The sequence below is a fragment of the Pseudomonas capsici genome (genome assembly GCF_017165765.1).
Lineage (GTDB): Bacteria > Pseudomonadota > Gammaproteobacteria > Pseudomonadales > Pseudomonadaceae > Aquipseudomonas > Aquipseudomonas capsici.
The window spans coordinates 26,596-42,095 of the sequence record NZ_JAFGZD010000020.1; the positions used below are offsets into that span (position 1 = coordinate 26,596).

The 15,500-nt window shown below is 58.2% G+C and carries 14 protein-coding genes; 12 read left to right on the top strand and 2 right to left on the bottom strand.

Features of this window, described 5'->3' with window-relative positions:
* Positions 1-27 precede the first annotated feature (27 nt).
* From JSY17_RS20995 to ribD, 8 genes are all read left to right on the top strand, one after another.
* On the top strand, positions 28-729 hold the full coding sequence (locus JSY17_RS20995; RefSeq protein WP_206402869.1) for a CoA transferase subunit A: 702 nt from the start codon (positions 28-30) through the stop codon (positions 727-729).
* A 68-nt stretch (positions 730-797) separates the two neighbouring features.
* Complete coding sequence (locus JSY17_RS21000) at positions 798-1,463, top strand: CoA transferase subunit B (RefSeq protein WP_117183742.1); 666 nt, start codon at positions 798-800, stop codon at positions 1,461-1,463.
* Positions 1,464-1,866: 403 nt separating this feature from the next.
* Complete coding sequence (locus JSY17_RS21005) at positions 1,867-2,313, top strand: DMT family transporter (protein WP_117183743.1); 447 nt, start codon at positions 1,867-1,869, stop codon at positions 2,311-2,313.
* 40 nt (positions 2,314-2,353) lie between these two features.
* A complete protein-coding gene (locus tag JSY17_RS21010) occupies positions 2,354-3,100 on the top strand; it encodes a class I SAM-dependent methyltransferase (RefSeq protein WP_117183744.1) in 747 nt (248 codons plus the stop codon).
* Between the two features lie 69 nt (positions 3,101-3,169).
* Positions 3,170-4,186: a formylglycine-generating enzyme family protein gene (locus JSY17_RS21015; RefSeq protein WP_117183745.1), complete on the top strand. Its 1,017-nt coding sequence runs from the start codon at positions 3,170-3,172 to the stop codon at positions 4,184-4,186.
* Positions 4,187-4,245: 59 nt separating this feature from the next.
* On the top strand, positions 4,246-4,845 hold the full coding sequence (locus tag JSY17_RS21020; protein WP_206402870.1) for a GTP cyclohydrolase II: 600 nt from the start codon (positions 4,246-4,248) through the stop codon (positions 4,843-4,845).
* Between the two features lie 88 nt (positions 4,846-4,933).
* Positions 4,934-6,622, top strand: coding sequence for a WD40 repeat domain-containing protein (locus JSY17_RS21025; RefSeq protein ID WP_206402871.1), 1,689 nt, complete (start codon positions 4,934-4,936; stop codon positions 6,620-6,622).
* Positions 6,619-7,731, top strand: a complete 1,113-nt coding sequence (gene ribD, locus JSY17_RS21030) for a bifunctional diaminohydroxyphosphoribosylaminopyrimidine deaminase/5-amino-6-(5-phosphoribosylamino)uracil reductase RibD (RefSeq protein WP_206402872.1) — start codon at positions 6,619-6,621, stop codon at positions 7,729-7,731. Before JSY17_RS21025 ends, ribD begins: the two co-directional genes overlap by 4 nt.
* Here the strand turns inward: ribD and JSY17_RS21035 are convergent.
* Entirely contained in the window at positions 7,710-8,633 is a 924-nt protein-coding gene (locus JSY17_RS21035; RefSeq protein WP_117183749.1) for a LysR family transcriptional regulator, read from the bottom strand. The two genes, ribD and JSY17_RS21035, sit on opposite strands and share 22 nt — an antisense overlap.
* A 60-nt stretch (positions 8,634-8,693) precedes the next feature.
* Between JSY17_RS21035 and JSY17_RS21040 the strand changes: the two genes are divergently transcribed.
* From JSY17_RS21040 to JSY17_RS21055, 4 genes are all read left to right on the top strand, one after another.
* Complete coding sequence (locus tag JSY17_RS21040; protein WP_117183750.1) at positions 8,694-9,107, top strand: VOC family protein; 414 nt, start codon at positions 8,694-8,696, stop codon at positions 9,105-9,107.
* 22 nt (positions 9,108-9,129) lie between these two features.
* On the top strand, positions 9,130-10,272 hold the full coding sequence (locus JSY17_RS21045; RefSeq protein WP_117183751.1) for an efflux RND transporter periplasmic adaptor subunit: 1,143 nt from the start codon (positions 9,130-9,132) through the stop codon (positions 10,270-10,272).
* Positions 10,269-13,337: a MexW/MexI family multidrug efflux RND transporter permease subunit gene (locus JSY17_RS21050; protein ID WP_206402873.1), complete on the top strand. Its 3,069-nt coding sequence runs from the start codon at positions 10,269-10,271 to the stop codon at positions 13,335-13,337. Before JSY17_RS21045 ends, JSY17_RS21050 begins: the two co-directional genes overlap by 4 nt.
* Before the next feature lie 196 nt (positions 13,338-13,533).
* Positions 13,534-14,958 carry a short-chain fatty acid transporter gene (locus JSY17_RS21055; RefSeq protein WP_117166217.1) on the top strand — a complete coding sequence of 475 codons (1,425 nt, stop codon included), beginning with the start codon at positions 13,534-13,536 and terminating at the stop codon, positions 14,956-14,958.
* Here JSY17_RS21055 and JSY17_RS21060 read toward each other — a convergent pair.
* Positions 14,928-15,428 (bottom strand): MarR family winged helix-turn-helix transcriptional regulator, encoded by a 501-nt coding sequence (locus JSY17_RS21060; protein WP_206402874.1) that lies wholly within the window; start codon positions 15,426-15,428, stop codon positions 14,928-14,930. The genes JSY17_RS21055 and JSY17_RS21060 overlap by 31 nt on opposite strands.
* Positions 15,429-15,500: the final 72 nt, after the last annotated feature.

Consider the following 15,500-nt stretch of genomic DNA (forward strand, 5'->3'; position numbering starts at 1 on the left):
GATCAACAATAAAAAAGGCGAATCATCATGGCTGGACTCGATAAACGTGTCGCGACCTATGAAGAGGCCCTTGCCGGCCTGACCGACGACATGACGGTTTTGTGCGGCGGCTTCGGTCTGTGCGGCATCCCGGAAAACCTCATTGCGCAGATCAAGCGCATGGGCATCAAGGGCCTGACGGTGGTTTCCAACAATTGCGGCGTCGATGGCTTCGGCCTGGGCATCCTGCTGGAAGATCGTCAGATCCGGAAAATGATCTCCTCCTATGTCGGCGAAAATGCGTTGTTCGAGCGGCAGTTGCTCAGCGGCGAGCTGGAAGTCGAACTCACCCCCCAAGGCACACTGGCAGAAAAACTGCGTGCAGGCGGTGCCGGTATCCCCGCGTTCTACACCGCAACCGGCTACGGAACCCCGGTTGCCGAAGGCAAGGAAACCCGCCAGTTCAACGGGCGCAATGTCATCCTGGAAGAAGCCATCACCGGCGACTTCGCCCTGGTACGAGGCTGGAAAGCCGACCACTTCGGCAACGTGATCTATCGCCATACTGCGCAGAACTTCAATCCGGTAGTCGCCACGGCAGGCCGGATCACCGTGGTCGAAGTCGAGGAAATCGTCGAACCAGGCGTGCTGCTGCCCTCCCAGATCCATACGCCGGGCATTTATGTCGATCGGGTGATTCAGGGCACTTTCGAGAAACGCATCGAACAGCGCACAGTCAGGAAGTCCTGAGTTCGTCGCATTTACGGGCGTTTCCTCAAGACAGGAAGCAGCGCACAACAAAAAAGAGAATTCAGACCATGGCACTTTCCCGCGAACAAATGGCTCAACGTGTCGCCCGCGAATTGAAAGACGGTTACTACGTCAATCTGGGCATCGGTATCCCGACGCTGGTGGCCAACTACGTCCCCAAAGACATCGACGTGATGCTGCAATCGGAAAACGGCCTGCTGGGCATGGGCGAGTTTCCGACCGAAGAAACCATCGATGCCGACATGATCAACGCTGGCAAACAGACGGTGACCGCCCGCATCGGGGCCTCGATTTTCTCTTCGGCCGAATCCTTCGCCATGATCCGTGGCGGCCATGTGGATCTGACGGTGCTCGGAGCCTTTGAAGTGGATGTCGAGGGCAATATCGCGTCCTGGATGATCCCCGGCAAACTGGTCAAGGGCATGGGTGGCGCGATGGACCTTGTGGCAGGTGCCGAAAATATCATCGTCACCATGACCCATGCTTCCAAAGACGGCGAATCCAAACTGCTGCCCCGCTGCAGCCTGCCACTGACCGGTGCCGCTTGTATCCGCCGGGTACTCACCGATCTTGCGTATCTGGAGATCGAAAACGGGGCCTTCATTCTGCGCGAGCGTGCGCCGGGCGTCAGTGTGGAAGAGATCGTAGCCAAAACCGCAGGCAAGCTGATCGTGCCGGATGATGTGATTGAAATGTCTTTTCCATCGCCATGATTCATGGCCCTCGCCCTTAGCGGGCCGCTATTTTTACAGCGGCCCGCTACATGACATGAAATATTGAAACCTGAAAAACAGATCAACTTAATTAGTGGCGCATAGCCACTGATGTCATTTATATCCCCTCCTCGAGAATACTTGTCTAAAGTGTCATGACCGGAGCACGGAAACGTCGCCAGAGGTCTGACTGCGTTGGCTTTCAGAACAATAGACATGTACTTCCCGCTCCTCTGCTACATCGCAGGCTCAGCCGAAAACATCGTTGTCCAACCTGTTTATGGAGTTTGAATGTCAAACCGGCAGAGACTGTCATCGGCCTCACGAATACAGCCCATCAGAAACAAGAATTGGCTTATCACCATTCATAAAAGTAAAACTGACCAGAAGAGGAACCCAATTGATGAATGTATTAACCGCTATTGCTCTGAGTCTGGCCGCTGGTTTTGCAGTTCCGCTGCAGGCGGGCACAAATGCCAGGCTGGGCACATTACTGGGGCATCCCTTATGGGCTACAACTGTTTCGCTTCTGGTCAGTTTGATTGCGGTATTCGCTGTCATATTGATATTCAAAGTTGAAAAGCCGAACACCACGGCTTTACAAAGTGCGCCCTGGTGGGCCTGGCTGGGTGGAGTAGCCGGTGTTTTCTATATCACCATTGCATTGTTGATGGCCCCTCGACTGGGAACACTCAACTTCATGATGGCGGTTATTGTGGGACAACTGGTTATTTCATTATTGATCGATTACTTCGGACTGGTGGGTCTCCCACGCAGACCTGTCAACATTCAGAAGTTGTTCGGCGTTCTCGTTGTCATTATCGGCTTCTTGATTACTACACGCAGTTAATCCGAAGCCCTGGATTTTCACCACATAAAGGAAGTTAACAATGGCCGGTCAATCCGCAGCATACGATTCAATTGGCGAACGCTTCGAAGCGTTCACAGACAGCGCATCACAGCGTTCCGTCGAGACTCAAACCTTCTTTCACATGATGGGAGATGTGAAAGGCAAGTCCGTACTGGATCTGGCCTGTGGCTTCGGCTTTTTCGGCCGGGAGCTGTATCGCCAGGGAGCGAGCAAGGTAGTGGGCGTCGATATCTCCTCCTCGATGATCGAACTGGCCCGCAAGGAATCCGCGCGTAACAACGAAGCCATCGAATATATGGTTTCCAATGTTGCGGACATGGGGACATTGCCACAAGGGCCCTTTGACCGGGTCAGCGCGGCCTGGCTGTTCAACTATGCGCAATCGATCGATGAACTGGAAAAAATGTTTGCGGTGGTGGCAAAGAATCTCAAGCCCGGCGGCAGGCTGATTGCCTATACCGTTGATCCCGGCTTTCAACTGGCACAAGGGAATTTCACAAAATACGGTGTCCATGTGCTCAACGAGCAGCCTCACAAGGGCGGTTTTCGTTGTGACGCAGAGTTCGTCACCCAGCCCCCCAGCGCATTCACCTTCTATCGCTGGAGTCGCGAAGCTTACGAAACCGCACTGTCCAAGGCCGGTTTTTCTACCTTCGAGTGGCAGAAGCCGATCATCTCAAAAGCCAATCGTGACAAATTCCCCGCCGGTTACTGGGATGACTTCGAGCGCAACTGCCTGCAGACCGGCCTGGTCTGTACACGCTAGCGATCCGACTCGCAGCCCCTCAGACGGGGCTGGCGATACTCCGTGATTCCCGCAGGAGATACGTCTCAAATGGCGAAAAATCATTCATTCACCCACTGGCCGGTCTTTGAAGGGCCACTGACTCCTCAGATGACCGACAGGTATCTGATGGGACTGCCCGAGCACTTTCAGCAGACCCGCAACATGTCGCTGCCTCTGGCGACCTGGAAACTGCTGGCTCAGGAGCCCACGGATCGGCTGATCGAGCGCCTCCAGGATCCTGAAGCCACGTTGCAGGTCCGACTGGCAGCCGGCAAGTTGCTCGCGCAGACCGTGGACACGCGCATCAACGTATTCGACCCGCAGATGATTGATATCAGAGGCGGCAAGGTGTCCACAGGACTGGCGGCCGATGAGGTCGATGCGGTCATGCAGGAAATGAGCGGGCTTGGGCTTGATCGATCCTGGATCGAAAAGGAAGTACCTCGCCACGCCGTGACACTCCAGCCCTACCGTATCGGCAAGTTTCCGGTCACCAACCTGGAATACCGGGCGTTTCTGGAAGACTCGCAGCAACCCCGGATCCCGGATAACTGGCTTTTCGGGCAGTTTCCAACGGATCGGGCCAATCACCCGGTATTCGGCTTGACCGTCGAGGATGTCGAGGCCTACATCGACTGGCTCAACAGCCATACCGGACGTCAATTCCGTCTGCCACTGGAAGCGGAATGGGAATACGCCGCGGCCGGCCCCAGGAATCTGGTCTTTCCGTGGGGCAACAGCTTCCTGCCCGACCATTGCAATACGGCAGAGCTGGGGCTGTTCACCACCTCCCCCATCGGTGCATTCAGCCAGGGTGCCTCCGCGTTCGGCTGCATGGACATGGCAGGCAATGTCGAAGAATACGTCGCCGACGATTACGCCCCCTACCCCGGCGGTCAGGCGATCGAAGACGACCTGGTTACCGTTGTAGGAACTCATCGCGTCGCCAGAGGCGGGAGCTTCACCCGCTTCAGAGATCTGGCGCGTAATTGCCGACGCCACGGCAAATACCCTCGTCCCATCTATGTCATGGGGTTTCGCCTTGCAGAAACACCTTCGACTTGAACCGTTGCCCAAGTGCGCCATAAAAAAAATAGCCTCATCACACAGTAAGAAGGTTAATCATGAAAACTGTCAAAGTGCGTAATAAAGTTGATATTCCTCTTAATGAAGGTCAATGCCCTGGCACGTTTTTCACTTTTAGCGGACTCGATCCGAAACATGAACACATTTTGATCAAACTGGGACCCGACCGCCCGGAAAGTCCACTGGTACGTATCCATTCCGAATGCCTGACCGGCGATGTCTTCAGTTCCCAACGCTGCGATTGCGGACCTCAATTGACCGAGTCCATCAATCGCATGCATAAAGAAGGCGGCTATCTTATTTATTTGCGTCAGGAAGGACGCGGTATCGGCTTGTATGCAAAGCTTGAAGCCTATCGACTTCAAGATACGGGCCTGGATACATTTGAAGCCAATACACACCTCAGTTTCCCGGAAGATGATCGGGACTTTTCTCTGGCGGCCAGCATGTTGAAAGCCGTGGGCATTACTGATTGCCGTATTATTACCAACAACCCCGAAAAAGTGTCGGCTCTGGAATCAAACGGCATACATGTTTCAGACGTCATTCCTACTGGCGTCCTCATCACCGAACATAACCGAAACTATCTGCAGGCCAAGATCGACAAGAAACAACACCGTATCGCCATTACCAACTGACTGACTCTCTCTGACTGCCTGCCTTATATACAGGCCGACAGCGGCTGACTGAAATTCGGGTTTCCCAATTATCTAAAGGATATAGATCATGCGCCATTTCGGACCTATCAGTGGTATCAACGCTTTCAAGGATCGCTATGTAGCCACCGCCGGTTACGACAATCAGGTCATCCTCTGGGATGCCAAAACCAAAACCCCTATCCAGCGCGTACTGCATGACCACCTGGCCAATCAATGCGCCTTCAATGCCGACGGTACGTTACTGGTCAGTGCCAGCAGCGACTACACGGCCCGCGTCTGGGAAGTGCCCAGCCTGCGTCTCAAGGCCGTGTTGATCGGCCATGAAGATGACATCGAGATGGCCGCGTTCTCGCCGGATGGCCAGACCATCGCGACCAGTTCACGCGATCACACGCTGCGTCTGTTCGACCTGCAAGGGCATACCCGGCATATCCTCGAAGGCCATAGTGCCGATGTGATTTCGGTCAGTTGGTCTGCCGATGGCCGCACACTGGTTTCAAGCAGCGACGATGGCTCGATTCGCCGCTGGTGCGCCCAGACCGGCGTCCAGCTTGAACTCATCGATCTGGGCGGTGTGGAAACCGACACCGTTGCGCTGTCACGGGACGGAATCATTTTCGCCGGTGACGATGAAGGCAAGATTTCCCTCATCGATGCCAGCGGCACTCATCTGCATCCGGCCCATGCTGCCGGAATCAAGCGCATCATCTGGGATGACGAGCAGCGTCTGCTGGTCAGCCTGAGCTACGACCGCTGCGTCATACTCTGGCATCTGGATGAGCGCAACAACCTGGTCAAGACCGCCCAGACGTCCCTGCCCAGCATCATCTGGCCACGCAGCTGTACGCTGCTGGGAACCGACCGCATCGCCTTCGTGACCTTCGGCTCCCGCTACGCGACCTGGAACTTCAAGACACAGGTCTGGGACCTGGAGGGTATCGAGCCTGCGATCAGCCTCAATGCCGTGGCTGTCGTCAACGATGACATCTACAGCATTGGCGATGCCGGTATTCTGCAGATCAATGGTCAGGCCAGCACCCACGCCGGCAGCCTCTGCAACTTCCTGCTGCCATTCGGCGACAGCGTTCTGACAGGCGGGCAGATGGGCACCGTGTTCGACGCCCGTACCGGGGACACCCTCTATCAGCATCGCTCGCCCCTCAACTGTGGCACCACGTTCGAGAAAGACGGCCAGTTGCATGCAGCCATCGGGACCTACACCGGCGAGGCGCTGATTTTCGCTCTGGAAGCAGGACAGCCCCGCTTCGTCACCTCGGTACAACTGCATGAGAATGCCATCAAGGGTATCGCTGCCGACGAGACGTTCCTGTTCAGCGTATGCGCCACGGCCGCGGCGGCCTTTCACCGGATCAGCGACTTCGGCCTGGAGCGCTATCTGGACAAGGCTCATGCTCGTATCTCCAACGGCTGCACCCGTATTGAAGATGGTTTTGCCAGTATCGGCAGAGACCTGAAACTCCGCCTGTGGCGCAATGGTCAGGACGAGGTCTACGACACGCCTCATCAGCACTCGATCAAGTGCATCGCCATTTCCCCCGACCACACGCAGATCGCAACAGGCAGTTATGGCGGGACAGTGGCCATTTTCGATGTTGCCAAGCGTCGCTGGGTGGCTGTAGAGAAACCGACGGCCAGCGGTATCTCCTGCATCTCTCACAACATTGATGGCACAGGCTTCCTGGCCAGTGCCTATGACGGACGCATTTACCCGATCAAGGTTCAGGCGCAGGTATGAACCACTTTACTGAATGCGACTTCCAGCACATGCAGCATGCATTGTCGCTGGCCGCGCGTGGCAGTCACTCCACATGGCCCAACCCTCGGGTGGGCTGTGTGATTGCCCACGGCGCACAGGTGGTGGGAGAAGGCTGGCATCGCAGCGCTGGCGGGCCGCATGCCGAAGTCTTCGCGTTGCGTCAGGCCGGGGCACTGGCAAAAGGTGCCACGGCCTATGTAACACTGGAGCCCTGCAGTCATGTAGGGCGTACCGGTGCCTGCCATCAAGCCTTGATCGACAGTGGAATTGCCACGGTGGTCGTCGCCCATGAAGACCCTTTCGAAAAGGTCAACGGGCGGGGAATCGCGCAGCTCCGTGAAGCGGGTATCGAAGTCAAGGTGGGGTTGTTCAGGACAGCCGCCCGGGAACTCAATCGCGGCTTTCTGTCCAGTGTCGAACGACAGAGACCCTGGGTGCAGCTCAAGCTGGGGATGAGTCTGGATGGCCGGACGGCGCTGAGCAACGGTCGTTCGCAATGGATTTCCAGTCACCAGGCACGCAGCGATGTACAACTCTGGAGGGCGGCCAGTGCCGCTATCGTGACCGGCAGTGGCACTGTACTGGCTGATGACCCGCTGCTGACCGTACGCCATCTGTCTTCACCGGCAGCCTTGCCTCCGGTCAGGGTCGTACTCGACAGCAAGGCCCGGGTACCCGGCAACGCACGGGTATTCAACAGTCTGGCGCCCAGCCTGCATGTGATCGGGCTGGACGCTTCGCTGGACCCATCCACCACCACGGGCAACGAAGTACTGCGTTTGCAAAGTGACGAGAACGGAGTGGATCTTGCGCAGTTGATGCACGTGCTCAGCGAGCGTGGCCTGCACGATGTCTTCGTGGAGGCCGGTCCCACTCTGGCCGGTGCGCTGCTCATGGCCGGCCTGGTGGACGAACTGCTGGTCTACATCGCACCACGTCTGTTGGGCGACATCGCCCGGCCGATGGTCCATCTCCCGGAATTGACCAGCCTGCACGACAGTCTGAATTTCAGTCTGTATGAGGTGACCAGCATCGGACCGGACCTGCGTTTGCGGCTGCGGCCCGATCAGAACGAGACGGTGCGATGAGCGGCCGCCTGTGCGACCTGCTCGCGTAGCCATTGGTGGGCCGGGTCTTCATTGAACCGGTGATGCCAGATCTGTACGAACGGAAACGGCGGAATGGTCAACGGAGGTGTGAGTTGTATCAGCGAATCGTCAAGCAGTGCTTCATCCAGCGTGCGCGTGGCCACGGTAAGGATCAGGTCGGTATTACTGATCATGCCCGGCGCCGTACGCCAGTGCGGCACGCTGACGGCGATGCGTCGGTGCAGGCCCTGGGCACGCAACAGCGTGTCCACCTCTCCCACGCTCCCATCCATGGAAACGGAGATATGCGGACGCAACAGGTAATTCTCGAGATCGAGCGTTCCACCCGGCGGCAAGGTATTGCGGTCGAGCAGGCACGAAAAGGTTTCCTCGAACAGCGTAGCCTGGGCGATATCGGTCGGCAGGTTGGGAAACACACCAAGCGCCAGATCGATCTTGCCCTGAGCGACTTGCTCAAGCATTCCGTGGCGGCTGCTCTGAGTCACGACCAGGGTGGTATGGGGCGCTTCGCGACGAAAACGGACCAGCAGTTTGGGCAAGACGATTGCCGCACCGTAATCCGACATGGCCAGGTTGAAGGTGCGTCGGGACGTGGCTGGCTCGAAGGCAATCGAGCTGCCGAACAAGGCTTCGATCTGACTCAGCAGATTCTTGAGAGGAACCTGAATGCTGATTGCCAAAGCACTGAGAAACACCTCATTGCCCTTCCTGATCAGGATCGGGTCATCCAGCAGACTGCGCAACTTGCTCAAGGAGTGACTGATGGCTGGCTGACTCAGATGCAGTCGCTCCCCCGTACGGGTGACATGCTTTTCTGTCAGCAGAGCATCGAGAACCACCAGCAGATTCAGGTCGATATTACGCAATAAAACAGTTGCCATCCTTAGCCTTCCAACGTCGGGAGAGAGGGTGCTTCCTTGATTCCATAAGGAGAGCGAAATATGCCGCGACTCAACAGGATCATTGAGACCGCGCTTTATGTGAAAGATCTTACAGAAGCCAAGAATTTTTACTACAAGACGCTTGGGCTCGAAGTGATGGTGGAAAGCAACGTTCTGGTTGCCCTGAACGTTGGCGGAGCGAACGCCCTGCTGCTGTTCAAGCAAGGCGCCTCACTGGAGACCAAACACCTGAGCGGTGGAGAAATCCCGCCCCATGATGCCCGAGGCCGAATCCATGTCTGCTTTGCCATCGACACTGCAGACATGACGCCCTGGACCGAGCGACTCACCCAGGCAGGCATTCCCATAGAAGGCCGGACCCAATGGCCAAAGGGCGGGTCGAGCATTTATTTCCGCGACCCGGACGACCATCTTGTGGAACTGCTCACGCCGGGTTGCTGGCCGATCTACTAAAAGCCATTCAAGGAAGAACCCCATGATTGATGCAGGTGCAGCGAGGCGCCATCCCCTCATCCTTCTGCTGTTCTCGGGACTGGTCATTCTGGGCGGCCTCTGGACGTTTCGCACAAGCACGGCCCAGCCAGTGGAGGCTGCTGCGGTGAAGCCTGTGAAGGTAGCCGTTGCCCGGGTCGACAGCTCGCCTTTCACCGACTATCTGGAAGCCATCGGCGAGCTGGAAGCTTTCCAGGAGGTCAGCGTCCCTGCCGAGGTCGGTGGGCGTGTCATCGCCCTGCCCATCCATTCGGGGCAGCAGGTCGAGCGCGGCCAGGTGCTGGTGCGCCTGAACGATGCGCGCCAGCGCGCAGACCTGGTGCGCCTGCAAGGCAAGATGCAGAACAGCCAGGCACGCCTGCAACGCGCCCGCAAGCTCACCTCCCTCGACGCAATGTCACGCCAGGAAGAAGGCGATGCACAAAGCGAATACCTGGCGGCAAAGGGTGCCTTGCAGGCACTCGAAGCCGAAATCGATCAGCTCACCATCAAGGCGCCCTTTGCCGGCACCCTGGGCATTCGCCAGGTGCATCTGGGCCAATATGTCACGGCAGGACAAACCCTGATCAATCTGGTCGGCAACGAGGGTTTCTACGTCAACTTCAGCGTGCCGGAACATGCCCTGCCCCATATCCAGCCCGGTCGTCCGCTGGAAGTCGTGCTCGACGCTCTGCCGGACCAACCGATAACCGGCATGGTCACCACTCTGGACCCCATTCTTGACCGCTCGCGGATGGTCAACGTTCAGGCACGCCTGCAACACCCGCCCGAGGCTGCACTGCCGCGCATGTTTGCCCGGGTGAAAGTGCCTCAGGCACAGCCCAGGGATGTATTGACCGTACCGGAAACGGCGATCACCTATAACGCCTATGGAGAAGAAATCTATGTGCTCGAACCGGCACAGGATGACCGGCAGGCACCCAGGGTACGTCGGGTCGCCGTGAAGACCGGAGAACGCCGCGATGGCCGGGTCATCATCGAACAGGGCGTGTTGCGCGATGACCGCGTGGTGGTTTCGGGGCAGTTGAAGCTCAGTGACGGTGCCGTGATCGAACCGGTGGCCAAGAGCGTGCTCGACACCTCTGCCTCACACCTGCATGACACCTTCAAGGGAGCAGAGCTGTGAAGTTCACGGATGTCTTTGTCAAACGCCCGGTGCTGGCGCTGGTAGTCAGCCTGCTTATCGTACTGGCCGGGCTCAAGGCCTATCAGGACCTGACGGTGCGCCAGTACCCGCTTCTGGAAAGCTCGACCATTACCGTGAGCACAGAGTATCCCGGCGCTCCGGCCGAACTGATGCAGGGTTTCGTGACCCAGCCTCTGAACCAGTCCCTGGCATCGGTCCAGGGCGTCGATTACGTCAGTTCATCATCGGTCCAGGGACGCAGTCTCATCACCTTGCGCCTGGGGCTGAATCAGGACTCCGGCAAGGCCTTGAGCGAGGTGATCGCCAAGGTCAATCAGGTCAAGTATCGCTTGCCCGAACAAGCCTATGACCCGGTCATCGAACGCTCTGCCGGAGACGCCACAGCGGTGGCCTATGTGGGCTTTTCAAGCGACAGGATGGCAGTGCCCGCACTGAGCGATTACCTAGACCGGGTTGTTCAGCCGCTGTTTTCCGGCATTGACGGCGTGGCCAAAGTCCAGACATTCGGCGGCCAGCGTCTGGCCATGCGACTCTGGCTCGATCCCATACGCCTGGCCGGGCACGGTATCAGCGCCGAAGATGTCGAGCGGGCAATCAAGGCCAACAACTTCCAGGCGGCACCAGGCCAGATAAAGGGCCAGTACGTTGTCAGCTCGATCCAAGTCAATACCGACCTGAGCAGCCTGAAAGAATTTCGCGACATGGTCATCAGCAATCAGGCAGACCGTTTATTGCGTCTGCGCGATGTCGGCACCGTAGAGCTGGGTTCGGCAGCCTATGAAACTAGCGCCTTGATGGATGGCAAACCCGCCGTGCACCTGGGCCTTTATGCGACGCCGGACGGCAATCCACTGTCGATAGTCGCAGCCATCAGGCAATTGCTGCCTGAAATCGAAAAGACCTTGCCGCCGGGAGTGCATGTAGCCCTCGCCTTTGAAACCGCAAATTTCATTCACGCCTCTATCGTCGAAGTGATCGAAACGCTGATCGAAGCCACGCTGATCGTGGTTCTGATCATTTATCTGTGTCTGGGGTCCGTGCGCAGCGTGCTGATCCCCATTATCAGCATTCCGCTGTCCATGCTCGGCGCACTGGGATTGATGATGCTGTTCGGGTTCAGCATCAACCTGCTGACCCTGCTTGCCATGGTTCTGGCGATCGGGCTGGTGGTGGACGACGCCATTGTCGTCATGGAAAACATTCACCGCCATATCCGTGAAGGCCGCTCGCCCTGGGAGGCTGCGCTGATAGGTGCACGGGAAATCGCATCGGCGGTCATTGCCATGACCATCACCCTGGCGGCCGTCTACATGCCGATCGGCCTGATGGCGGGCCTTACCGGCGCACTCTTCAAGGAGTTCGCCCTGACGCTTGCCGGTTCGGTGCTGGTATCCGGGGTCATTGCGCTTACCCTGACTCCGGTTCTTTGCACCCGTCTGCTGCCCTCGGGGCAGAGCGAAGCGCGCATGAGCCAGCGCGCCGAGGCGTTTTTCCGACATCTGTCCCGACGTTACCAACGAGCGCTGATCGCCTCGCTTCGTCTGCGTGGAGCCGTCCTGGCCTTTGCTGCGCTGGTTCTGGTCAGCCTGCCCTGGCTGTATGGCATGGCCGCCAAAGAGCTGGCCCCCAACGAGGATCAGGGCAATCTGCTGCTGGCGATCAAGTCGCCACAGAACGCCAGCCTCGATTATGTGGAACGCTATGCCTACCAGTTGAGCGACATCATGAGCCAACTGGAAGAAGCATCCAGCACCTGGATCATCAACGGCACCGATGGCGTGGCCGCCAGTTTCGCAGGCGTCAACTTCGCCCCGTGGGCTGAACGCACACGCAGCGCCGTACAGATCCAGAGCGAGCTGCAACAGGCAGTGGATGCTGCCGAAGGCAATGCCGTCTTTGTATTCCAGTTGCCCGCCCTGCCGGCATCGAGCGGAGGGCTGCCCGTGCAGTGGGTCATTCGCACGACCCAGGACTATCGCGTACTGCACGAGACAATGGAGGATCTGAAGCAGCGGGCGCGGGACAGCGGCCTGTTTGCAGTTGTCGACAGTGACCTTGCATTCAATAACCCGATGGTCAGAGTACGTATCGACCGCAGCAAGGCCAACAGCCTGGGCATTCGCATGCAAGACATCGGAACCACGCTGATGGTGCTGATGGGCGAAAACTATACGAATCGCTTCGGACTGCAGGGGCGCTCCTATGACGTCATTCCCCAGACCTCGGCAGACCAGCGCCTCACACCCCAGGCCCTGAACAATATCTATGTCAGTACCGACCAGGGTCGTCAGGTCCCGCTTTCCAGTGTGGTCACGCTGGAACGTGACATTCAGCCCAATGCCCTCAAGCAGTTCAATCAGCAGAACGCTGCAACCTTCCAGGCTGTTCCGGCACCGGGCGTCAGCCTGGGCCAGGCCGTGGAGTTTCTGCAGGCCCAGGGCGAAAACCTGCCTGCCGGTTTCAGCCAAGACTGGCAGGCCGATGCCAGACAGTTCATTCATGAAGGCAACTCGCTGCTGATCGCCTTCCTGTTTGCCCTGGTGGTGATTTTCATGGTGCTGGCCGCTCAATACGAAAGCCTGATCGACCCGCTGATCATTCTGATCACCGTGCCATTGTCGATCTGTGGGGCGCTGATTCCTCTGGCCATGGGCCTGGCAAGCGTGAATATCTATACCCAGATCGGCCTCGTGACCCTGATCGGACTGATCAGCAAACACGGGATTCTGATGGTGGAATTCGCCAATGAGCTGCGGGTGCTCAGAAGTTGCACAGCGGCTACGGCGATCGTACAGGCGTCACGCATTCGACTCAGACCGATCCTGATGACTACGGCGGCAATGGTAGTGGGCCTGATCCCCTTGCTGTTCGCCAGCGGAGCCGGTGCCAACAGCCGTTTTGGTCTCGGCCTGGTGATCGTTGTCGGCATGCTGGTAGGCACCTTTTTCACCTTGTTCGTGCTGCCATCCATTTACACCGTGCTGTCACGCGCTCACACAAGCGGACTTGTTCGCGAAACAGCACCTCAAAACGCAACAGCATGAGTGAATGGAGTTCGCAGGAGATCACTTCCGCCTCGGCGTCACGCTGGCGCGCAGCAAACAGGAGCAACTGGCCTGAAAAACACAGGGATTTGCTAGCCTTGAGCGTGGACGCTCGCTGGCAAATCGACTGGCCTGATACCTGTGCGACGAATCAGAGAGCCCTCCTCCCATAACAATAATCAAAGGTACTCTCCACGTGACCACCCATATAGAAGAAAGCCGCTCTGCCCGCTTCGCCCTGCGCTGTGCCGCCTGGGCCGAACGCTGGTTTCCCGACTCCTGGGTCTTTGCCGCGCTGGCGGTAGCCATCGTCACCCTTGCGACACTGGCCATCGGTGCCAGACCGGCCGAAGCAGCCAAAGCGTTCGGTGACGGCTTCTGGAGCCTGATTCCCTTCACCATGCAAATGGCTTTCGTGGTCATCGGGGGCTATGTAGTCGCCAGTTCACCGCCTGCGGTGCGCCTGATCGACCGCCTGGCACGCATCCCGAAAAACGGTCGCTCCGCCGTGGCCTGGGTGGCGCTGATTTCCATGCTGGCTTCCTTGCTGAACTGGGGGCTCTCGCTGGTGTTCGGCGGCTTGCTGGTACGCGCCCTCGCCCGTCGTACCGACCTGCGCATGGACTACCGCGCCGCGGGTGCTGCAGCTTATCTGGGACTGGGCGCAGTCTGGGCGCTGGGGCTTTCGTCTTCAGCGGCACAACTGCAGGCCAACCCGGGCAGCCTGCCGCCGTCGATCCTGGCGATCACGGGCGTGATTCCCTTCACCGAAACCATTTTCCTCTGGCAATCGGGCGTCATGCTGGCAGCGCTGGTGGTCATTTCCCTGATCGTTGCCTACGCCACGGCACCCGGCCCCAACACCGCAAAGGATGCCAGGGACTGTGGCGTTGACCCGGCTTTCAATCTGCCGCCCTTGCCACCGCGCTCGCGGCCCGGCGAATGGCTGGAATACAGCCCGCTGCTGATTATTCTGATGGTGTTGCTGGGTGCCGGCTGGCTCTTCAACGAGTTTTCGACCAAGCCGGCGATCACTGCGATTTCAGGGCTGAACACCTATAACTTTCTGTTCATCATGCTCGGCGCACTGCTGCACTGGCGTCCCCGCAGCTTTCTGGATGCGGTGACCCGTGCCGTGCCGACCACCACGGGCGTACTGATCCAGTTTCCACTCTACGGCTCCATTGCCGCCTTGCTGACGACCGTCAAAGGCAGCGATGCCCAGACTCTGGCGCACCATATATCGACCTTTTTCACCAGCATTGCCACCCACGACACCTATGCCGTGCTGATGGGCATCTACTCGGCGGTACTGGGGTTCTTCATTCCGTCGGGTGGCGGCAAGTGGATCATCGAAGCGCCGTATGTGATGCAGGTCGCCAATGAGCTGCAATATCACCTGGGCTGGGCCGTGCAGATCTACAACGCAGCCGAGGCGCTGCCCAACCTGATCAACCCGTTCTATATGCTGCCGCTGCTGGGCGTGCTGGGATTGAAGGCCCGGGACCTGATCGGCTTCTCGTTCGTGCAACTGCTGGTGCATACACCGCTGGTGCTGGTATTGCTGTGGGCACTGGGCACAACGCTGACCTACACCCCGCCGATGATGCCATCGCCGTAATCGGCCACCGGGACCATGCCCAGCAACTGACGCAACTCATGAGCCCGCTCGGTTCCCAGAGCGGTCTCATAGCAACGCTGGGCCTGTTCCCACAGGGCCTGGGACTCAAGCAGTTTATCCACACCACTCTGGGTCAGCCGCACTCGTCGACTGCGTCGATCTTCAGGGTCCACTTCGACCAAGACCAGCCCTTCACGCTCCAGTGGCTTGAGATTCTGGGCCAGCGCCGAGCGGTCCAGCACCAGCAACATGGCCAGCTCGGTCATGCTCAGGGCCTGATTGCGAGCGATCTGCATCAGGATCGAACGCTGGGTCGAACGCAAACCGCAGGGTGCCATGATTGCGTCATACAACTGGCAGATACGCCGGCTCGCCCGGCGCAGGCTGGTGGCATGACAGATCACCTGGGCCGGGACCTGCAAGCCTTCGGGGATACGCAACACGGCAGGCTGGACCGTTTTTTCGTTCATGAGGGCTCCACACAAAAGCGGCTTTGTGGCTGAAAGAGCACAATGCTGGCATATCCCCGCAGATTCAGACAG

What these genes read in the sequence shown, in the direction of transcription:
- JSY17_RS20995 (WP_206402869.1), top strand. Translation starts at nt 28, where the DNA reads ATGGCTGGACTCGATAAACGTGTCGCGACCTATGAAGAGGCCCTTGCC.
- JSY17_RS21025 (WP_206402871.1), top strand. Translation starts at nt 4,934, where the DNA reads ATGCGCCATTTCGGACCTATCAGTGGTATCAACGCTTTCAAGGATCGC.
- JSY17_RS21015 (WP_117183745.1), top strand. Translation starts at nt 3,170, where the DNA reads ATGGCGAAAAATCATTCATTCACCCACTGGCCGGTCTTTGAAGGGCCA.
- JSY17_RS21035 (WP_117183749.1), bottom strand. Translation starts at nt 8,633, where the DNA reads ATGGCAACTGTTTTATTGCGTAATATCGACCTGAATCTGCTGGTGGTT.
- ribD (WP_206402872.1), top strand. Translation starts at nt 6,619, where the DNA reads ATGAACCACTTTACTGAATGCGACTTCCAGCACATGCAGCATGCATTG.
- JSY17_RS21060 (WP_206402874.1), bottom strand. Translation starts at nt 15,428, where the DNA reads ATGAACGAAAAAACGGTCCAGCCTGCCGTGTTGCGTATCCCCGAAGGC.
- JSY17_RS21040 (WP_117183750.1), top strand. Translation starts at nt 8,694, where the DNA reads ATGCCGCGACTCAACAGGATCATTGAGACCGCGCTTTATGTGAAAGAT.
- JSY17_RS21005 (WP_117183743.1), top strand. Translation starts at nt 1,867, where the DNA reads ATGAATGTATTAACCGCTATTGCTCTGAGTCTGGCCGCTGGTTTTGCA.
- JSY17_RS21045 (WP_117183751.1), top strand. Translation starts at nt 9,130, where the DNA reads ATGATTGATGCAGGTGCAGCGAGGCGCCATCCCCTCATCCTTCTGCTG.
- JSY17_RS21000 (WP_117183742.1), top strand. Translation starts at nt 798, where the DNA reads ATGGCACTTTCCCGCGAACAAATGGCTCAACGTGTCGCCCGCGAATTG.
- JSY17_RS21010 (WP_117183744.1), top strand. Translation starts at nt 2,354, where the DNA reads ATGGCCGGTCAATCCGCAGCATACGATTCAATTGGCGAACGCTTCGAA.
- JSY17_RS21020 (WP_206402870.1), top strand. Translation starts at nt 4,246, where the DNA reads ATGAAAACTGTCAAAGTGCGTAATAAAGTTGATATTCCTCTTAATGAA.